This is a genomic window from Bradyrhizobium sp. RD5-C2, assembly GCF_019972155.1.
Classification (GTDB): domain Bacteria; phylum Pseudomonadota; class Alphaproteobacteria; order Rhizobiales; family Xanthobacteraceae; genus Bradyrhizobium.
On sequence record NZ_BOVL01000022.1, the window covers coordinates 19,641 to 36,907 of the forward strand.

The 17,267-nt window shown below is 65.5% G+C and carries 14 protein-coding genes; 7 read left to right on the forward strand and 7 right to left on the reverse strand.

Features of this window, described 5'->3' with window-relative positions; translation table 11 throughout:
- Positions 1–264 precede the first annotated feature (264 nt).
- On the forward strand, positions 265–1,119 hold the full coding sequence (locus BraRD5C2_RS28920; RefSeq protein WP_223974461.1) for a caspase family protein: 855 nt from the start codon (positions 265–267) through the stop codon (positions 1,117–1,119).
- A gap of 186 nt (positions 1,120–1,305) precedes the next feature.
- Here BraRD5C2_RS28920 and BraRD5C2_RS28925 read toward each other — a convergent pair whose 3' ends face one another.
- The 6 genes from BraRD5C2_RS28925 to BraRD5C2_RS28950 all read right to left on the reverse strand — a co-directional run bounded on the left by BraRD5C2_RS28925 (position 1,306) and on the right by BraRD5C2_RS28950 (position 9,193).
- Positions 1,306–2,184 (reverse strand): efflux RND transporter periplasmic adaptor subunit, encoded by an 879-nt coding sequence (locus BraRD5C2_RS28925; RefSeq protein ID WP_223974462.1) that lies wholly within the window; start codon positions 2,182–2,184, stop codon positions 1,306–1,308.
- Between the two features lie 7 nt (positions 2,185–2,191).
- On the reverse strand, positions 2,192–3,100 hold the full coding sequence (locus tag BraRD5C2_RS28930; RefSeq protein ID WP_223974464.1) for an alpha/beta fold hydrolase: 909 nt from the start codon (positions 3,098–3,100) through the stop codon (positions 2,192–2,194).
- 545 nt (positions 3,101–3,645) lie between these two features.
- Entirely contained in the window at positions 3,646–3,891 is a 246-nt protein-coding gene (locus tag BraRD5C2_RS28935; protein ID WP_223974466.1) for a hypothetical protein, read from the reverse strand.
- A 226-nt stretch (positions 3,892–4,117) separates the two neighbouring features.
- Positions 4,118–4,327 (reverse strand): cold-shock protein, encoded by a 210-nt coding sequence (locus tag BraRD5C2_RS28940; protein WP_029084280.1) that lies wholly within the window; start codon positions 4,325–4,327, stop codon positions 4,118–4,120.
- Between the two features lie 214 nt (positions 4,328–4,541).
- Positions 4,542–6,989, reverse strand: coding sequence for an adenylate/guanylate cyclase domain-containing protein (locus BraRD5C2_RS28945; RefSeq protein ID WP_223974468.1), 2,448 nt, complete (start codon positions 6,987–6,989; stop codon positions 4,542–4,544).
- A gap of 137 nt (positions 6,990–7,126) precedes the next feature.
- Entirely contained in the window at positions 7,127–9,193 is a 2,067-nt protein-coding gene (locus BraRD5C2_RS28950; RefSeq protein ID WP_223974469.1) for an AsmA family protein, read from the reverse strand.
- Between the two features lie 211 nt (positions 9,194–9,404).
- Here BraRD5C2_RS28950 and BraRD5C2_RS28955 point away from each other — a divergent pair, with 211 nt between their 5' ends.
- The gene (locus BraRD5C2_RS28955; RefSeq protein WP_097675829.1) at positions 9,405–10,079 is read left to right on the forward strand and encodes a Crp/Fnr family transcriptional regulator; all 675 of its coding nucleotides are present in this window, start codon (positions 9,405–9,407) and stop codon (positions 10,077–10,079) included.
- Positions 10,080–10,323: 244 nt separating this feature from the next.
- Here BraRD5C2_RS28955 and BraRD5C2_RS28960 read toward each other — a convergent pair whose 3' ends face one another.
- Positions 10,324–11,142: an AraC family transcriptional regulator gene (locus BraRD5C2_RS28960; RefSeq protein WP_223974470.1), complete on the reverse strand. Its 819-nt coding sequence runs from the start codon at positions 11,140–11,142 to the stop codon at positions 10,324–10,326.
- 228 nt (positions 11,143–11,370) lie between these two features.
- Between BraRD5C2_RS28960 and BraRD5C2_RS28965 the strand changes: the two genes are divergently transcribed.
- Genes BraRD5C2_RS28965 through BraRD5C2_RS28985 form a run of 5 tightly spaced genes read left to right on the forward strand, consistent with a single transcriptional unit; the run spans position 11,371 to position 17,139 of the window.
- Positions 11,371–12,948: an ABC transporter substrate-binding protein gene (locus BraRD5C2_RS28965; RefSeq protein ID WP_223974471.1), complete on the forward strand. Its 1,578-nt coding sequence runs from the start codon at positions 11,371–11,373 to the stop codon at positions 12,946–12,948.
- Entirely contained in the window at positions 12,945–13,946 is a 1,002-nt protein-coding gene (locus BraRD5C2_RS28970) for an ABC transporter permease (RefSeq protein WP_223974472.1), read from the forward strand. The genes BraRD5C2_RS28965 and BraRD5C2_RS28970 overlap by 4 nt, the downstream gene beginning before the upstream one ends.
- Positions 13,946–14,779 carry an ABC transporter permease gene (locus BraRD5C2_RS28975; RefSeq protein ID WP_223974473.1) on the forward strand — a complete coding sequence of 278 codons (834 nt, stop codon included), beginning with the start codon at positions 13,946–13,948 and terminating at the stop codon, positions 14,777–14,779. The genes BraRD5C2_RS28970 and BraRD5C2_RS28975 overlap by 1 nt, the downstream gene beginning before the upstream one ends.
- The gene (locus BraRD5C2_RS28980; RefSeq protein ID WP_223974474.1) at positions 14,776–16,479 is read left to right on the forward strand and encodes a dipeptide ABC transporter ATP-binding protein; all 1,704 of its coding nucleotides are present in this window, start codon (positions 14,776–14,778) and stop codon (positions 16,477–16,479) included. The genes BraRD5C2_RS28975 and BraRD5C2_RS28980 overlap by 4 nt, the downstream gene beginning before the upstream one ends.
- Before the next feature lie 24 nt (positions 16,480–16,503).
- Positions 16,504–17,139 carry a pyridoxamine 5'-phosphate oxidase family protein gene (locus BraRD5C2_RS28985; RefSeq protein WP_223974475.1) on the forward strand — a complete coding sequence of 212 codons (636 nt, stop codon included), beginning with the start codon at positions 16,504–16,506 and terminating at the stop codon, positions 17,137–17,139.
- Positions 17,140–17,267: the final 128 nt, after the last annotated feature.

The following is a 17,267-nucleotide window of genomic DNA, read 5'->3' on the forward strand; positions in this document are numbered from 1 at the left end:
TCCGTATGAAATACAAATGTGACCGAAGTCACGTAACGGGATCTTAACGGCGTCAATGGCCTCTGCCGGGCGGCAGCATGCCGCAAACCGGGTTGCTCCGGCGGTCCGGCCGGGTTAAGGGAGTGTTTGTTGCGGCGCCGCAAATTGAGATCAATTCAACGGCCACACACACCTCAACCCCATTAAACCTGATCGTCACTGACGCGACTAACTGGCGCGATTTCGCTCGAACGCCATCGGGATAGAGATTGGGACTAGAACGTTATGAACCTTAGGCAGCTTCAGATATCCCGTCGCACCATCGCCGTCTGCGTGGCGGTGGCCGGCACGGTGTCGCTGGCGATTGGCGCCCATGCCGCGCTCAACAAGCGGACACCGGATGTTGCCAAGGAGACTGTCACCGGCTCCGTCGCCACCGGGCAGACCGGCAGCGTTGCGGCCGGCGCCTCCCGCCTCGCGCTGATCATCGGCAACGGCCACTATCCGGACGCCGCCGCGCCGCTGGTCCAGCCGATCAACGATGCCCGCACTTTGTCGTCGGCGCTGCGCCGCGAAGGTTTTGACGTCGACGTGGTCGAGGACGCGACCAAGGACGACATGTTCCGCGCGGTCGAGCGTATGAAGGCCAAGATCCGGCCCGACACCGTCGTGATGCTGTTCTTCGGCGGCTACGGCGTGCAGGTCGGTCGTGAGAGCTACATGATCCCGGTCGATGCCACGATCTGGAAGGAGGCCGACGTCAAGCGCACCGGCGTCAGCGTCGAATCCGTGCTCGATGCGATGAAGGAGCGTGGCGCGAAAGCCAAGCTCGTCGTGCTCGATGCCTCGCGCCGCAATCCCTATGAGCGCCGCTTCCGTGCCTTCTCGCACGGCCTCGCCCCGATCAGCCCGCCGGACAACACCATCGTGCTGACCTCGGCGACGCCGGGCAAGGTCGCCGACGACTCTTCAGCGCCCAACAGCGTCCTGGTTTCCGAGCTGATCAACAACCTCAACGCTCAGGCCGGCGCAGAGACCGCCTTCAACAAGACCCGCGTCGCGATCTCCCGCGCCTCTGAAGGCGAGCAGGTGCCGAGCGTGTCGTCGTCGCTGCTTGAAGACATCAAGCTCGGCGGCTGAGCCACGCCGTCTCCTCAATGTCGTCCTGGCGAAAGCCAGGACCCATACCGCGTGATCTATCGATGAAGCGTGCTGCGTGTACCGCGGCGCGCATTCACTGCCAATCTTCGCAAAATTTCTGCCGGTGGTTATGGGTCCCGGGTCGCGCTTCGCTTGCCCGGGACGACGCCGTGGATGGAACGCCGTCTACTTCGCGTCCGCGCTCGCGCCCACCGGCCGCACCGGATCGCCTTCGCGCAGCAGTGCGCCGGCGCGGGCGACGACGATGTCGCCTTCCAAAATGCCGTCGCGGATCTCGACCTGGCCGGCCGACATCAAGCCGGTCTCGACCCGCCGCGTCTCGACACGGCCGCCGCGCACCACCTGCACCACGGTGCCGGCGGTGGAATAGAGGATCGCGGTCAGTGGCACCGCGACGCCGCAGCTCTGCCCGGTCTTGATCTGCGCGCGGCCGGACGAATTCACCAGCAGCCGCTGGTTCGATCCGATGCCGACGAACACCTGGCCGAGCTGGCTGTTCGGCTCGATGGTCGGCGCGATCGTCCGCACCTTGCCGTCCATCTCGCCGGCGCCGATGATCTTGAGCCGCGCGGTCTGCTCGGTCTTCAGCTTGGCGATATCGCGGGTCGGCACCATGCCGACCAGGTCGTATTCGTTTCTGGCGATGATCGAGAACAGCGCATCCTTGCCTGATGCCGGCGCGCCCACGATCGCCGAGGACGCCGAGATCGTGCCCGCCACCGGCGCGGTGAGGTTGATCGAATTGGTGCCGTCGGTCAGCCGCGCCAGCACCTGGCCCGCGGTGACGGTGTCGCCGGGATCGGCCTTCACCTCCGCCACCTTCAAGCCGAACCGATCGGGCCGGACCTGCTGCTCGTCGCGCGGCAGCACGATGCCGGAGACCTCGACGATGTTGCCGAAGCAGAATTTCGAGGCCTTCAGCACTGTCACCGCCGCGCCCTTCGGCACGGCATCAGCCTCGCCCGCGGCAAGCGCGGGAGAAGCCGCGAGCAGAAGCAGCGCGGAAGCGGCGAGGGCGGCAGCGCGCAGGCGAGGCAAAATCATCGGCAAACTATTCCCAAAATGAGGGCCTCCTGAATACCAGATGCGGCCTCGCCGAGCCAGCCGGCTGCGCAGCGGCGGCCACCGCCTCGGCCGGGCCGGCACACGCGGCGAGCTCTAGCTTGGCCAGCTCCTCGGCGCGCCAGATGTGCCGCAGGATCTCCGGATTGACCCGCTCGGCGTGCGTCACCGGCAGCATGTGGCCGGCCGCCGGCAGATGCCGCATCTCGGCGCCATCAATGATCGCGGCGAGTTTTGCGACAATGCGCTGCGTCACATAGGGCGACAGCCCGCCCGACACCAGCAGCGTCGGCACCCGCAAGGCGCGCGCGGCGGCCGCCACGCCGTCGAGATCGAGCGCGGCGTTGAAATCGTAAGGCAGCTTGTCCGCCTGCTCGATCATCCGCAGCCGTCCGCTCGGCGAGAACTGCTCGCGCGGGCCGGAGCCGGCCCAGAACGCCGTGAACGCCTCGACCGCCTCCAGCACCGCGCCGTCGAAAATATCCTGCGACACCACCTGCGCGATCCGCGCGAAGCGATCGTACAGCCGCACGTCGGCGGAGCCATCGCGCAGCAACGTCGGCAAGACAGGCTCGATCAGCGTGAGGCTGCGGATGCGGTGCGCATAAGGCGCAATGGTCGCGAGCCGAAACGCGATCGCGCCGCCATAGGAATGCCCGACCAGATGGATCGGCCCCGTGGCCTTGGCGAGCCAGGGCTCGAGCCGCGCGATCTCGCCATCCAGCGTCCGCGGCCAGTCGCGCCCGCAGGCGGCGACGCCATAGCCGGAAATATCCGGCGCCATGAACGGCGTGCCACCGAGCGCGCCCGCAAGCTTCGTCCATTGCCGTCCCGACCCCAGCGAGCAGTGCAGCGCCACCACCGACGCCGCCGCGTGCGTCCCGTCCAATCCTGTCATCAAACCCATGCCTCGCGTGTTCTTGTTCTCAGAGCACGCGGTTCCCGCGCGCCCGTCATGACGCGAGCGAGGAGGGGGGTGGGTTATTCCTGGGAGGGGCGGGTGGGGTCGTGATCGTGATTGCGGAGGCAAGCGGATTCACTGGATGGTGATTTGAAGCTTGTGAGAGTTCGCGGAAATGAAAGCAATGTCGTAACAGTTGCGATTTTTAAGCCGCTTCCATTATTCTGATTATCAGAAGTTGCTTTGACATCCCAACTCAGCGCTTGGCCTTCCCTGCGCCCTCTCACGATCAATGAGGGTGAGTTGATCGCATCCCTCGGGCGCAACATGCCGCAAGATCGCGAACGCATATTCTTCATCTGCTTGACAATGTTGGTCGGGGACTAGATTGGGTGCAGCGCCGTCACACTGAGGAGGCCGCGACGCGGCCGTCTCGAAGGGTCGGCGGCCCGGCTGGTGGCCGTGCATCCTTCGAGGCTCGCTGCGCTCGCACCTCAGGATGACGGGACTGCTAGCGGTGCGGAGGCGACGACAGCGCAGCGTCAGCGCACGATGCGCTTCACGCGAGCCTTCTTCTTGGCGATGGGTGCCGGCGCCAGCTCGGCCTCGGCCGCAGCCTTGGCCTCGCGGGCTTCGCGCAGTGCGCGCAGGCGCTCCATGTTCTTGCGGATCGCGGTCGCGTCACGCTCGACTTCGGCGATGGCGCGCGCGCCTTCCTCGGCCGCCAGCCGCTGGCGGTCGGCCCTCGCAAGACTTGCGGGCGATGGGTCGGGCTTTCTGGCGCTCATCGGCATCCTCTTTAAAGCGCGATCCCTGCGTGGAGGTTCGCATTCGTCGCACGCGCCGGCGCGGCGCCCGGCAGGATCACGCGCAAAAAGATACGCAAAAACCCGCCCAATCCGGTGGACCGAGCGGGTCGCGACGTCATCCCAGTACATCCGTGGAATGACGAACTGGCATGATCGCGGCAAACGCGGAACGCGTTTGCGCGGAAATCATGCCGAAGCAAGAACCTCAGACGATCTGAAGATTCTCGGCGCTGGTCTTGCCGCGCATCTTGTCGGTCTTCAGCTCGAACGAGACCTTCTGGCCTTCAGCGAGGCCAGTCAGACCGGCACGCTCGACTGCGCTGATGTGAACGAACACATCCTTGCTGCCGTCGCTCGGCTCGATGAAACCAAAACCCTTCTGACCGTTGAACCACTTCACAGTACCTGTCGCCATCTTCTCTTCTCCAAATTGCGCGTTTGCGCATGTGTTGCGCAGAATCGCGCGCCATCCATTCAACTGACGATGTCTTTGGAGGAGGGCCGTTCTGACCATTCAACAAGGCGCAACGGCTAATCGAATGGCCACACTATACACACTTTCCCCGCGAATGCAAGGTTCTGACGGTACCGGGTTCCCGCTCGGATTATGGGAATGGAGGGAGCGCGGATCACTCCGCCGCCGCCTCCGCTGATGGTTCGCCCTTCCAGCTCAGGATTTCCGCGGCGAGGATCGGGTGATTAAAGCCCTTCAGCACGAGGTCATCGATGGCGCGGCCTTCGACGTGGGGCTCGACCATGCCGAAGACACGGCGGCTCACCACGATCTGGCCGGCTTTGGCCTCGCCGCACAGGCGGGAGGCGAGGTTGGTGACGCTGCCGATCGCGGCATATTCCAGCCGCTGCTCGAAGCCGACCTGGCCGAGCGTGGCGTAGCCGAGCGCGATGCCGATACCGAAGCCGAGGGTATGCCCGCGGTTGCGCCACTTCTCGGTTAGGGGGCCGACCGTGTCGCGCATCTCCACCGCCATCCGCACGGCGCGCGCGGTGTGGTCGGCGAGCTGGATCGGCGCGTTGAACAGGATCATCACGCCGTCGCCGGCATATTTGTCGAGCGTGCCTTCGTATTTGAAGATCAGCTTGCCGAGCGCTGCGTGATATTCGCGCAGCACGTTCATCGCTTCTTCCGGCTCGGTCGCCTCGGTGAAGGCGGTGAAGCCGCGCAGGTCGCAGAACACGACGGTCACTTCGCGGCGGTGGCTGTCGAGCAGGCCCTCGGGATTGTCGGAGGAGGCGATCAGCTGCGCCACCTGCGGCGCCAGGAAGCGCTCGAGCCTTCGGATGCGCTCGATCTCGCCGAGCTGGGTCTCGACCCGCTGCTCCAGCGACTTGTTCCAGTCCTTGAGCGCTTCCGTCTGCTCGCGCAGCTTGTCGGCCTGCTCGCGCACGGTGGTGTTGGCCTCTTCCAGCGCGTGGCTCTTCTGGTCCACTTCCGTGAACAGCCGCGCATTGCGCATCGCCAGCACAGCCTGGTGCGCAAAAGTCTTCATCAGGCCGATCAGGCTCGCGGGGAAATCGCCCGCCGTCTTGCGCAACACCACCAGCGAGCCGAGCACGCCCTGCTGGTCGACCAGCGGCACGACAAGCACGGAGTGGAAGCCGGCGCCGACCACGATATCGCGCAGCGGATGATCGGCCGGATCATCAGGACTTGCGGCGAGATCGGGAAACGCCAGCGGCTCGCCCTTGGCGGCGGCCTCGGCAAGCGGGCTGTTCGCCGCGTCGATCGCGCGATGATGGCCTTCGGCTTCGGCGTCGATGCCGATCGATTGCGTCAGGTTGAATGTGCGCTGTGCCGCGTCATAGCCATAGATCAACACGGCGTCGGCATGGGTGATCTCGAGCGCGCGAGCGGCGACTGTCGGCAACACGGCGTTGAGGTCGAGCGAGGACGCCACCGCGCGGCCGACCTCCTCCAGCACCTTCAGCTCGTTGATCGATTGCGCGAGGTCGCGGGTGCGCTCCTTCACCTTGCCTTCGAGGCCGGAGTAGGTCTCGGCAAGCTGCGAGGCCATGCTGTTGAATTGCCCGGCGAGCTCCTCCAGCTCATCCGCGGTCTTCACCTCGATGCGGTGGCCGAAATCGCCGGCCCCTAACCGCCGCGCGCCGGTGCGCAGCGCCGTGATCGGCACCAGCATGCGCCGCGCCAAAATCGTGCCGGCGATGATCGCGACCACGAGGCCGAGCGCGATCAGAAGCGCGATGCGCACCAGCTGGTCGCGGATCGGCGACAGCGCCTGCGCCGTCGGCTGCTCAACAAACACGTGCCAGCCGAGGTCCGGCGCTGCCGTCGCGGTCGTCAGCACCGCGTTGCCGTCGACATCCTTGCCGGAGGCGACCGGCCTGCCGCTCCGCGACAGCACCGCGGCGACCTGCGGCAGCGCGGCGAGATCCTTGCCGATTTCGGGGCCCTTCGACGAGCTCGCCAGCACGCGGCCCTTGGCGTCGACGAGATAGGCATAGGCGCTGCGGCCGACCTGGGAATCGCCGAAATAGTCATTGAGGAAGCGCAGGTCGATCTCGGCCACGGTGACGCCGGCGTTGAAGCCGGAATGCTGCTCGCCGATCGACATATACGGCCGCTCGTCGCGAAAGTACGCCGGCGCGTAGGCGGTGCCGCGCTCGACCGCCTCGGTGAAGCGGAAGTCGCGGGAGAGGTCGGCGTTGGAGTTCAGCGTGACGGTTTGGCGCGACAGCCGCAGCACCTCGCGGCCCTGGCCGTTGATCAAAGTGAGCTGGCTCACCGCCGGCACCTGGCCGAGCAGCTGGGCATAGTCGGCGCGGCGCAGCTCGATCGTGTTGGAGGAGGCGCGGGTGACCCAGGAGATCTGTCGCTCGAGGTCGGCGATCGATTGCTCGATGCGCTTGGCGGTGGCGTCCGCCTTCTCGCTCATCGCGTCCGTCAGCGTGGTCCTGATGCCGCGATAGCTGATCCAGGTCTCAAGCGCGCCGTTGACCGCGAGCACGAACACAACGAGGCCGACCAGCGCGAGGACGTATTTGGCGAACAGGCCGCCGCGCAGGAACCAGTTCTTGCCCTTGTCCGGTGCCCCGTTCATCCAGCCTCGTCCGTTCCCCTCCGATCAGTCGGGTGCGCCACTGTATCCGCTGCTGTTTAGCACGGATCGGTGGGGCAAAGCGGGGCCTCCCGTCGCATGGTTAGCCCTGCATTCCAGCGGGGGATATCCGGGAATATTCAGCGGTTGAACAGCTGCCGCAGCACGTCGTTCATCGCCGGATTGTCGTGCTGCTCGGTGGTGTCGGCCGGAGGAGGGGCAGGCGGTGGCGGCGCGGCGGCCGCCGGCGCGTCCGGCGCGGGCTGGGCCAGGCTGCGGCTCGGGCGGGAGGCGTTGCCCTGATTGAGAGTGGAGAGGCCCTGCTGCAGCAGGTTCCCGATGGTGTCGCCGAGCTGTCCGCCGAGCGGGTTGTTCTGGTCGGCCGCCGCGCCGGCTGGCGCCTGGCCCGTGCCGGGCTGCGCACCGGTCTCGCCGCCCTGCACGCCGTTGAGGAGGTTGGTCAGTCCATTCAGGCCCTGGCTCAGGGCTTGGCCATTCGCCCCGAACAGGCCCTTGCCCATCTCCTTGAGCTTGGCGTAGGCGGCTTGGGGATTGTCGAGGATGCCCTGCATCTCCGGATAGATCCGCGGGGACACCCACGGCCCCTCGATCATCACGGGGATGCCGAGGCCGACCGGATTGCCGGCGCGGCCCTGGCCTTCGGTGGTCATCACGAGCTGCGGCTCGACGCGGAACCCGATCTGGCGGGTGTTGAGATCGATGGTGCCAACCCCGCCCATCTTCACCAGCGGGCCGATCAGGTTGAGATCGGTGGTGACGGCCTGGCCCTTGTCGAGCTTGAACGAAGCCGAGAGCTGGCTGAGATCGGTCGACAGCGCCTCGCTCTGCTGCCAACCCGACAAGGTGCCGGTGGTGAGGTTGCGGATCATCTGCGCGACGTTGAGGCCGAGGATCTTGCCGTCCTGGAATACGACGAACGCCGAGCCGCCGAGATTGCCGACGATGGCCCGTTCGCTGGTGCCCTGCGAGGTCAGCGCGATCTTCGCCTGCATCTTGCCGTCGAGCTTGTCGAACTCGGCGAGGCTCTTCAGCACCGGCAGCGCGCGCACGCCGGCGAGATCGAGCCGCAGCGCGTAGGTCGGAGCGGCGGCTCTGGCGTTGATCGTGACGTCGCCATTGGCGGTGCCTTCATAGGCGCCGAGATCGGCGAGCCGGGCCTTCAGCACGCCGCTGTCAACAGATGCATCGATCGCCGCCTGCGCGAAGCGGCCGTCGCCGATCACGAGCTCCGCAGCCGAGATGCGCGCCTGCGCGTCGACATAGTTGAGCCCGCCGAGGTCGATCGACGCGTTGCTCCAAATGTTGCTGCCCAATGGCTGTGCTGCATCGGACTGGCGCGGCGTCATCGCCACCGAGACGCGCTGGAAGTCGAGATCGAGCTTCACCAGCGGCTTGTTGCTGGCGAAGTCGACCGAGGCCCAGCCGGTGAAGCCGCCATCGCCGAGCATGCCGGACACGCCGTTGAACATCAGCACAGTGCCGTTCAGGCGCACTTCCGCATTGGCCTTGATCGCCACGGGTAACAGGCCGGGTGCATCGATGTTGAACTCGGCTGGTACGCTCTGCCGTTCCAGCGGCGCTTGCGGCGCGGTCGCGCGGATCTCGAACTTCAGCGGCTTGTCGCTGGCACTCGCACTCCCGGTGACGACGATCTTGCGGTCGGCGCCGATGGTCGCATCGGCATTGAGCGTTTCGATCCGGTTCTCGACCCGGTCGCGCACATTGGCGAACACGATGGTGCCGCCGCTGACGCTGACATGCCGGATCGTGATGCCGCCGTTGTCGGGCGCGGACGACTTCGCCGGCGGATGATGGTCGCGGGTGCGCTCGCGCTGCAGCGGCAGGTTGACCACCGGCTTGACGATCACGAGGTCGGTGATGTCGGGCTGGCCCGACCACAGGCTCGACAGTGTCATCTCGGCTTCGACCCGATCGGCCGCGAACCGGGTGCTGGTCTCGCGCTCGCGCGGGTCCTGCAACACGACGTCGCGTAGCGTCAAATTGACGATCGGCCAGAGACTAACCTTGGCGCCGCCATTGATGCTGAGCGTGTAGCCGGTCTCGCGCTCGACCCGCTCGGTGATGGCCGATGTGAGGAAGGAGGACGGGATCCCGACCGCGGCCACCAGCGCGATGATCACGATCACGACAGCGATGGCAGCCCCGGCGAATTTCAGTGCTCTCATCTCGATATTCCAGGCCGGGCAGACAGGGTTCCGCCGCGGAAGGGCACGGCCGATCGCATGAGATTATCCCGCAAACGGGACCTCGCTCCAACGAGGCGAAAAATAATCCGTTACCAGCATGAACTTATGTGACCTCTCACACACTCTTATGAGGGTGATTGTTGCTAACCGGGCGGAGGGGACCGCTCGGATCGATTTGGAAGGCAATACAATGAGCAAACAGGCCGAATTTGCGGTCATTCTGAAAATGAACCCTATGTTCGCCGATCTCGGTGCGGACGAACTGGCGCGGCTTTCGGGCCTCTGCCACACCCAGCAACTCGCCTCCGGCGAGGTGCTGTTCCAGAAAGGCGATCCCGGCGATGCCCTGTTCGGGGTTCGCCGCGGCCAGGTGCGCATCGAAACCGGCGCCTCCGACGGCAGCCGGCTCACACTGAACTTCATGGGATCCGGCGATCTGTTCGGCGAAGTCGCCGTGCTCGACGGTCAGGATCGCACCGCGGATGCGACTGCGGGCGAACCCACCGAATTGTTCGTCCTGCGGCGGGAGGATTTCCTGGGCTTCCTCGAGCGCGAGCCGAAGGTCGCGGTCCGCCTGATCGAGTTGCTGTGCCAGCGCATCCGCTGGCAGAGCGAGCGGATGGAAGAATCCGTATTGCAGCCATTGCCGGTCCGCCTCGCACGCCGGCTGTGCGCGCTGGCCGAGGATTTCGGTTCCGAGGTACACATCTCGCAGGAACAACTCGGCATCTTCGTCGGCGCCGCGCGCGAGAGCGTCAACCGGCAACTGCAGACCTGGCGCAAGGACGGCATCGTCGACCTGCAGCGCGGCCGGATCATGCTGCACAACATGACCAAGCTGACGGCGGTCGCACGCAACGATTAAACGGTTGCATGCAACGCGCGCGCGAGGATCGCCGTCCTCTCGCGCGCCTTGCTTGCGAATGTTGACGCACTCCTGCCTAAAAGACTTGCTTGCATGACGAGGCGGGTATCGCTTTCATCCGCCTGCCGGTCCTTGGGGTGACACCCAGCCTTGCTGGCCTCACGCCATCCACCTGCAAACCCCTGCGGTCTTTCCCGTTGACCGCAGGGGTTTTGCGTTCAGTGGATGCGTGACGCGAATTCGCTTACCTCATCACCACGTCGGGATTGGCCCAGCGCAGATACTGGCGCGGCGCAGTGCCGAGCTCGCGCTTGAACATCGCAGCGAATGCGCTCGGGCTGTCATAACCGACGTCGAGCGCAACGCAGGTGACGGCTTCGCCGGCGCCGAGCCGCGCCAGCGCTTCGAGCAGCCGCACCCGCTGGCGCCAGGCGGCAAAGCTCTGTCCGGTCTCGCGCCGGAACAGGCGCGTCAAGGTCCGCCGGCTGAGTTGGCTGCGATCGGCCCATTCGTCGAGTGTGAGATCGGAGCTCGGATCGACCAGCACCGCTTCGCAGATCGCGGCGAGCCGCGGATCGGGCGGCACCTGCACATGCAACGACACTTCGGGCATCCTGCCGATCTCATCGAGCAGGAAATCGACCAGCCGGCCATCGCGCCCTTCCGGGTCGTAGCGGGTCGGCATATGCACCGCTTCTTCCATCAGTGCTTCGACCAGCGCGGAGACCCTGATCAGGCGGCAGGTTGCCGGCGCATTCCGCACGCGATCCGGCGTGACATAGATGGTCTGGATCTCGACCTCGCCCCATGCGCGCGACTGGTGCGCAACGCCGGCCGGAATCCACAGGCCGTGGCCGGGCGGAACGACGAAATGACCGCGCTCGGTCATCATCGAGGTCACGCCTGCGGTCTGAAGGATGAACTGATCGCGGCGATGGGCGTGTCGCGCGCTCGTGCTTTCGTTCGGATAGGAGGCCGCCATCGCCGCGAGCGGCCGTTCGACCTGTTGCAATTGTCCGGCATAATGCGCGGCGGCTACGGGACCGGCTTGCTTGCGGCACACGCGCAAACCGGCGGTGTCATTTCGTCGCGCTGCGACTTTCAAGTGTCGTGAGCTCCTGATCGATCGTCGTTTTCGCAGGGTGCTCATGCATCTTCCGGGCCAGTTGGCCCGATCGCGATGGTTGTTGTCCCCATTCAGGTAGCGCGGGATACGGCGTTTGGCAACAATGCCCCACCCCGCGACATTCGCCGAAATCGAATGCCTGACGCGCGGCGACGGAGAGGTCCGATGAACAGACGCGAATTCACCAAGGCGATGCTGGCCTGCGGTGCAGCCATCCCGTTCGGCATCACGCGGGCAGCGGGCCAGACCCGCGGTGGAACGCTCAACACCATCATCCAGCCCGAGCCGCCGGTTCTCGTGACCGCGCTGAACCAGCAGCAGCCGACCCTGACGCTCGGCGGCAAGATCTATGAAGGCCTGCTGAAATACGGCGCCGACCTCAAGCCGATGCCCGGCATGGCGCAGTCCTGGGAGATCTCGCCGGACGGCCTGACCTACACCTTCAAGCTGTTTCCCGGCATCACCTTCCACGACGGCAAGCCGATGACTTCGGAGGACGTGGTCTTCAGCTGCATGAAGCTGCTGGTGGAGACCCATCCGCGCGCGCGGCAGAATTTTTCGCGCGTCGCATCGGCCGAAGCGCCCGATCCGCTCACCGTCGTGTTCAAGCTGAAGCAGCCGTTCGCCCCGTTCATCGGCTGCTTCGACTGTACGTCCGCGCCGATCGTGCCCAAGCACATCTACGACGGCACCGACTATCGCAAGAACCCGGAGAACGACAAGGCGATCGGCACCGGCCCCTTCAAGCTCAAGGAATGGGTGCGCGGCTCGCACGTTCACCTCGTCCGCCACGACGGCTACTATCTGAAGGGCGAGCCTTACCTCGACGAGATCGTCTATCGCGTGATTCCGGATGCGGCGTCGCGCGCGCTCGCGCTCGAAAACGGCACGGTGCAGCTGGTGCAATGGTCCGACGTCGAATTCTACGACGTGCAACGCTTCAAGACGCAGAAGAACCTCGAATTCACCACCAAGGGCTACGAGTATTTCGCGCCGCATCAATGGCTCGAAATGAACAACCGCATCGCGCCGATGAACGACAAGCGGTTCCGGCAGGCGGTGATGCACCTGATCGATCGCGAGGCGTTCAGCAAGCGCGTGTACTTCGGCAATGCCAAGGTCGCGACCGGTCCGATCTCGTCGAAGACGCGGTTCTACGATCCGAACGTGAAGCGCTACGAGTTCTCCGTCGACAAGGCCAAGGCGCTGCTCGACGACATGGGATTGAAGGTAGGCGCCAACGGCAAGCGGGCCGAGATCAAGTACATCGTGCCGCCCTATGGCGAGTCCTATCAGCGCGCCGGCGAATTCTTCCGCCAGAGCTTTGCACGGGTCGGCATCGACCTCGTGCTTGTCGGCACCGACATGGCCGGCTGGGCCGAGAAGGTTGGCAACTGGGATTATGAGATGACCCAGAATCTGCTCTATCAGCTCGGTGATCCCGCGCTCGGCGTCGCCCGCACCTATATTTCGTCGAACATCAAGAAGGGCATCCTGTTCTCGAACACGCAAGGCTACTCGAATCCCGAGGTCGACAAACTGTTCGACGAAGCCGCAATCACGCTCGATGAAGCCAAGCGGCAGGAGCTCTACAGCAAGGTGCAACAGATCCTGGTCGAGGACGTGCCGGTCGCCTGGACGCTCGAGATCGAATATCCCATCATCTACGACAAGGCGTTCAAGAACATCGTGACGACGGGCATCGGCTCGCACGAAACCTTCGGGTCGGTCTACAAATCGTGACGCCACTCGGGAGCGCAGCGGCGATCGGGCTCCGGGCGATCAGCCGTATCGCGCAGCTCGTCGCCGTGATCCTCGTCATCGCGACGTTCAACTTCGTGCTGGTGCGGGCCGCCCCCGGCGATCCGGCCCAGGTGATGGCCGGGCAATCCGGCGCGTCCGATCCAAAACTGCTCGACGATCTGCGCAAGGAATACGGGCTCGACAAGCCGTATTTCGTGCAGCTCGTAAGTCACCTCGGCCGCGTCGTCAGGCTCGACCTCGGTTATTCCTATCGCCAGCGCCGCCCGGTGGTCGATCTGATCCTCGAACGGCTTCCGGCGACGCTGCTGCTGACGGTCACGGCGTTCTGTCTCGCGCTCCTGATCGGCACCGCGCTCGGTGCGCTGGCGGGGCTCGCGGCGGGCAGCGTGCTCGATACGGTATTCACCGTGCTCTCGCTCGTGCTCTACGCGACGCCGGTGTTCTGGCTCGGCCTGATGCTGGTGCTGGTGTTCTCGGTGACGCTCGGCTGGCTGCCGCCGTTCGGCTACGAGACCATCAACGTGCAGCTCTCGCCGATCGAGCACGCGCTCGACATCATCAAGCACATGATCATGCCGGTGGCGTCGCTGGCGGCGATTTACCTCGCGATCTATGCGCGGCTGATGCGCTCCTCGATCATCGAGGTGGCGCAGCAGGATTTCATCAAGACGGCGCGCGCCAAGGGCCTGTCCGGAACGCGCATCGTGGTCGGTCATATGCTGCGCAATGCGCTGGTGCCGGTCGTCACCGTTGCCGGCATGCAGGCCGGCGCGCTGGTCGGCGGCGCCGTGGTGATCGAGACGGTGTTTGCCTGGCCCGGCCTCGGCCGCCTGACCTTCGAGGCGCTGCTGCAACGCGACTATCCGGTCCTGCTCGGCATTTTCCTGATCCTCTCGATTGTCGTGATCGCGCTCAACCTCCTGACCGACCTGGTCTACCGGCTCATCGATCCGCGCATGACCACGGGAGCGGCGTGATGGAGACGGTACGCGCCTTCCTGCGTCATCCCAGCGGCATGATCGGGCTTGTCCTGCTGCTGATCGTTGTTGTCGTCGCGATCATCGCGCCGATTGTGTTTCCGGTCTCGCCCTGGGAGATGGTCGGGGCGCCGTTCACGCCACCCGGCGAGGACGGTTTGTGGCTCGGCGGCGATACGCTCGGCCGCGATGTCGCAGCCGGCGTCGCCTACGGGGCGCGTGTCTCGCTCCTGATCGGCATCGCATCGGCGCTCGCTGCGATGGCGATCGGCGTCGTGGTCGGCGCGATCTCGGGTTATTTCGGCGGCAAGGTCGATCTGGTGCTGATGCGGATGACGGAATTGTTCCAGACCATTCCGGCCTTCGTGCTGGCGATCCTGCTGGTCGCAACCTTCAATCCGTCGCTGCTCACGATCATTCTCACCATAGGTGCGGTGAGCTGGCCGCCCCTGGCGCGGCTGACGCGGGCGGAGTTCCTGCGCCTGCGCCACCGCGAATTCGTCGAGGCCGCGCTGTGCCAGGGCGAGCGCACCTGGCGCATCGTGCTCGGCCACATCCTGCCGAATGCGATCTCGCCGATCCTGGTCGTGACGTCGCTGACGGTGGCGACCGCGATCCTGCTGGAGAGCGCGCTGTCCTTCATGGGGCTCGGCGATCCCAATTTGATGTCGTGGGGCTTCATGATCGGCGCGGGGCGCACCGCAATCCGCAATGCGTGGTGGATGAGCGTGTTTCCCGGCCTTGCCATCCTCGTCACGGTGCTCGCGATCAACCTGTTCGGCGAGGGCCTGTCCGATGTTCTCAACCCGCGCGTCTCGAGGCGCCGGTCATGAGCGAGACCATGCAGTCCAGCGCGCCCGTCCTGACCGTCGATCGCCTCTCGATCGCGCTTCCTAAAGGCGGCGACCGGCCGTTCGCGGTCGAGAATGTGTCGTTTGAGATCAAGCCGAACGAGGTGGTCTGTCTGGTCGGCGAATCCGGCTCCGGCAAGTCGATGATCGCCCATGCTGTGCTGCAGCTGTTGCCGCGCGGCGTCGATATCGTGTCCGGCACCGTGACGGTCGCGGGACAGGATCCGTCGAAGCTCGACGGCCGTGGTCTGCGGAACTTGCGCGGCGGCAATGCCGCGATGATCTTTCAGGAGCCGTTGTCCTCGCTCAACCCGCTCAAGCGGGTCGGCAAGCAGATCGAGGAGATGATCCTGGCGCACCAGCGGCCGACGCCGTCGGTGGCGGAGGTCCGCGCGCGGGTGCAGACGTTGCTGACGCAGGTCGGGCTGCCGAATCCTCAGCTGCTGGAAAAGAGCTATCCGTTCGAGCTGTCCGGCGGCCAGCGTCAGCGCGTGATGATCGCGATGGCGATGGCCAACCGGCCCGCGCTCTTGATCGCGGACGAGCCGACCACCGCGCTCGATGTCACGACCCAGCGCCAGATCCTGCGCCTGATCGACGATCTCCGGCGCGAGCGCGGCATGGGCGTGTTGCTGATTACCCATGATTTCGGCGTCGTCGCCGATGTCGCCGATCGCGTCGTGGTGCTGCGCCACGGAAAGTTGGTCGAGCAGGGCACGGCCAGCGAGGTGCTGCGCAATCCGCAGGCCGCCTACACGCGCGAACTGATCGACGCGGTGCCGAAGGCCCGGCTCGCCGATATCCACGACACCATCGTGCGACCTGAGCCGCTGCTCGAAGTCGTCGGCCTGCAAAAGACCTTTCGGGTCAAGCGCGGCTGGTTGCAGCCGCCGCGTGAAGTCGTCGCCGCGGATGGCATCTCGCTGACCCTGCACGAGGGCGAGACGCTAGCCGTCGTCGGTGAATCCGGCTCCGGCAAGTCGACGCTCGGGCGCATGATCATGCGACTGACCGAACCGGATGCCGGCGCCATCCGCTTCGGCGGCGCCGATCTCCGGCAGCTGCGCGGCGAGGCGTTGCGCCAGGCGCGGCGGCAGCTTCAGATCGTGTTCCAGGATCCGTTTGCCAGTCTCGATCCGCGCCAGAAGGTCGGCGATGCCGTCGCGCGCGGCCCGATGGCTTACGGCACCTCGCGCGCCGAGGCGATGGCGCAGGCGCGGAAGCTTCTGGTCCGGGTCGGCCTGTCGGAGACGACAGCAGATCGCTATCCGCACGAGTTCTCGGGCGGCCAGCGCCAGCGCATCTGCATCGCGCGAGCGCTCGCGCTCAAGCCGCGGGTCTTGATCGCCGATGAGGCGGTGTCGGCGCTCGACGTCTCGGTGCAGGCCCAGGTGCTGGCGCTGCTCGCCGAGCTGCGCCAGGAGATGCGGCTGGCGATGCTCTTCATCACCCACGATCTGCGCATCGCCGCCGAGATCGCCGACCGCGTCATCGTGCTGCAGAAAGGACGCATCGTCGAGGAAGGCACCACGGCCGAGGTCTTCACCGCGCCGCGTCAGGCCTACACGCGCGACCTGCTCGATGCGATCCCGGGCCGCGATTTCTTCGACCAGCCGGGCTTTGCAGCCGCGGCTGATCCACGCAATGCGGCAAGGATCGCCACCGGCATCGACGCGGTATAGACTAACAACAAAGGGAGGTTCGCTATGGGTCACGAGGGCGCAGGCGGCAAGCCGCCGGTCAAGTCGCAGGAGGATCTTCGCGCGCATTTCGGGCAATTGAGCCCGCTCGCCGAGAAGAAGGTGCTCAACCATCTCGACAAGTTCTGCCGCGATTTCATCGCGCTGTCGCCGTTCCTGGTCATCGCCTCCAGCGACGGCAAGGGCCACGCCGACGCCAGCCCGCGCGGCGATGCGCCGGGCTTCGTCTCGGTGCTCGACGACAAGACGCTGTTGATTCCGGATCGCCGCGGCAACAACCGCGTCGATACGTTCGGCAATATCATCGCTTCACCCGGGATCGGGTTGATCTTCATGGTGCCCGGCATCAACGAGACCCTGCGGATCAACGGGCGAGCCGAGATCTCGCAGGAGCCGGATCTCTTGACGCCCCTGACGGTGCAGAACGTCACGCCGGTCATCGGCATCAAGGTGCATGTCGATGAGACCTACTTCCATTGCGGCAAGGCGCTGATGCGCTCAAAGCTCTGGAATCCCGCCGCGCAGGTCGAGCGCCACAGCTTCCCAACGCTCGGCCGCATCATCGCCGAGCAGACCGCGGCGGTCGAGGTCGAGGTTGCCGAGAGGACGATGGAGGAGGCCTATCGCACGCGGCTGTATTAGAGCGCGACAGGCTGGCCTCGTGGTTCGAGACGCTCCGCGAACGGCGCTGCTCACCATGAGGCGGCTCTACAGTTGAGCCGCCAAACAAGACGTATATCCCAGTCCAACGCTGTCATCGCCCGGCTCGA

What these genes read in the sequence shown, in the direction of transcription:
- BraRD5C2_RS28920 (WP_223974461.1), top strand. Translation starts at nt 265, where the DNA reads ATGAACCTTAGGCAGCTTCAGATATCCCGTCGCACCATCGCCGTCTGC.
- BraRD5C2_RS28925 (WP_223974462.1), bottom strand. Translation starts at nt 2,184, where the DNA reads ATGATTTTGCCTCGCCTGCGCGCTGCCGCCCTCGCCGCTTCCGCGCTG.
- BraRD5C2_RS28930 (WP_223974464.1), bottom strand. Translation starts at nt 3,100, where the DNA reads ATGACAGGATTGGACGGGACGCACGCGGCGGCGTCGGTGGTGGCGCTG.
- BraRD5C2_RS28935 (WP_223974466.1), bottom strand. Translation starts at nt 3,891, where the DNA reads ATGAGCGCCAGAAAGCCCGACCCATCGCCCGCAAGTCTTGCGAGGGCC.
- BraRD5C2_RS28940 (WP_029084280.1), bottom strand. Translation starts at nt 4,327, where the DNA reads ATGGCGACAGGTACTGTGAAGTGGTTCAACGGTCAGAAGGGTTTTGGT.
- BraRD5C2_RS28945 (WP_223974468.1), bottom strand. Translation starts at nt 6,989, where the DNA reads ATGAACGGGGCACCGGACAAGGGCAAGAACTGGTTCCTGCGCGGCGGC.
- BraRD5C2_RS28950 (WP_223974469.1), bottom strand. Translation starts at nt 9,193, where the DNA reads ATGAGAGCACTGAAATTCGCCGGGGCTGCCATCGCTGTCGTGATCGTG.
- BraRD5C2_RS28955 (WP_097675829.1), top strand. Translation starts at nt 9,405, where the DNA reads ATGAGCAAACAGGCCGAATTTGCGGTCATTCTGAAAATGAACCCTATG.
- BraRD5C2_RS28965 (WP_223974471.1), top strand. Translation starts at nt 11,371, where the DNA reads ATGAACAGACGCGAATTCACCAAGGCGATGCTGGCCTGCGGTGCAGCC.
- BraRD5C2_RS28975 (WP_223974473.1), top strand. Translation starts at nt 13,946, where the DNA reads ATGGAGACGGTACGCGCCTTCCTGCGTCATCCCAGCGGCATGATCGGG.
- BraRD5C2_RS28980 (WP_223974474.1), top strand. Translation starts at nt 14,776, where the DNA reads ATGAGCGAGACCATGCAGTCCAGCGCGCCCGTCCTGACCGTCGATCGC.
- BraRD5C2_RS28985 (WP_223974475.1), top strand. Translation starts at nt 16,504, where the DNA reads ATGGGTCACGAGGGCGCAGGCGGCAAGCCGCCGGTCAAGTCGCAGGAG.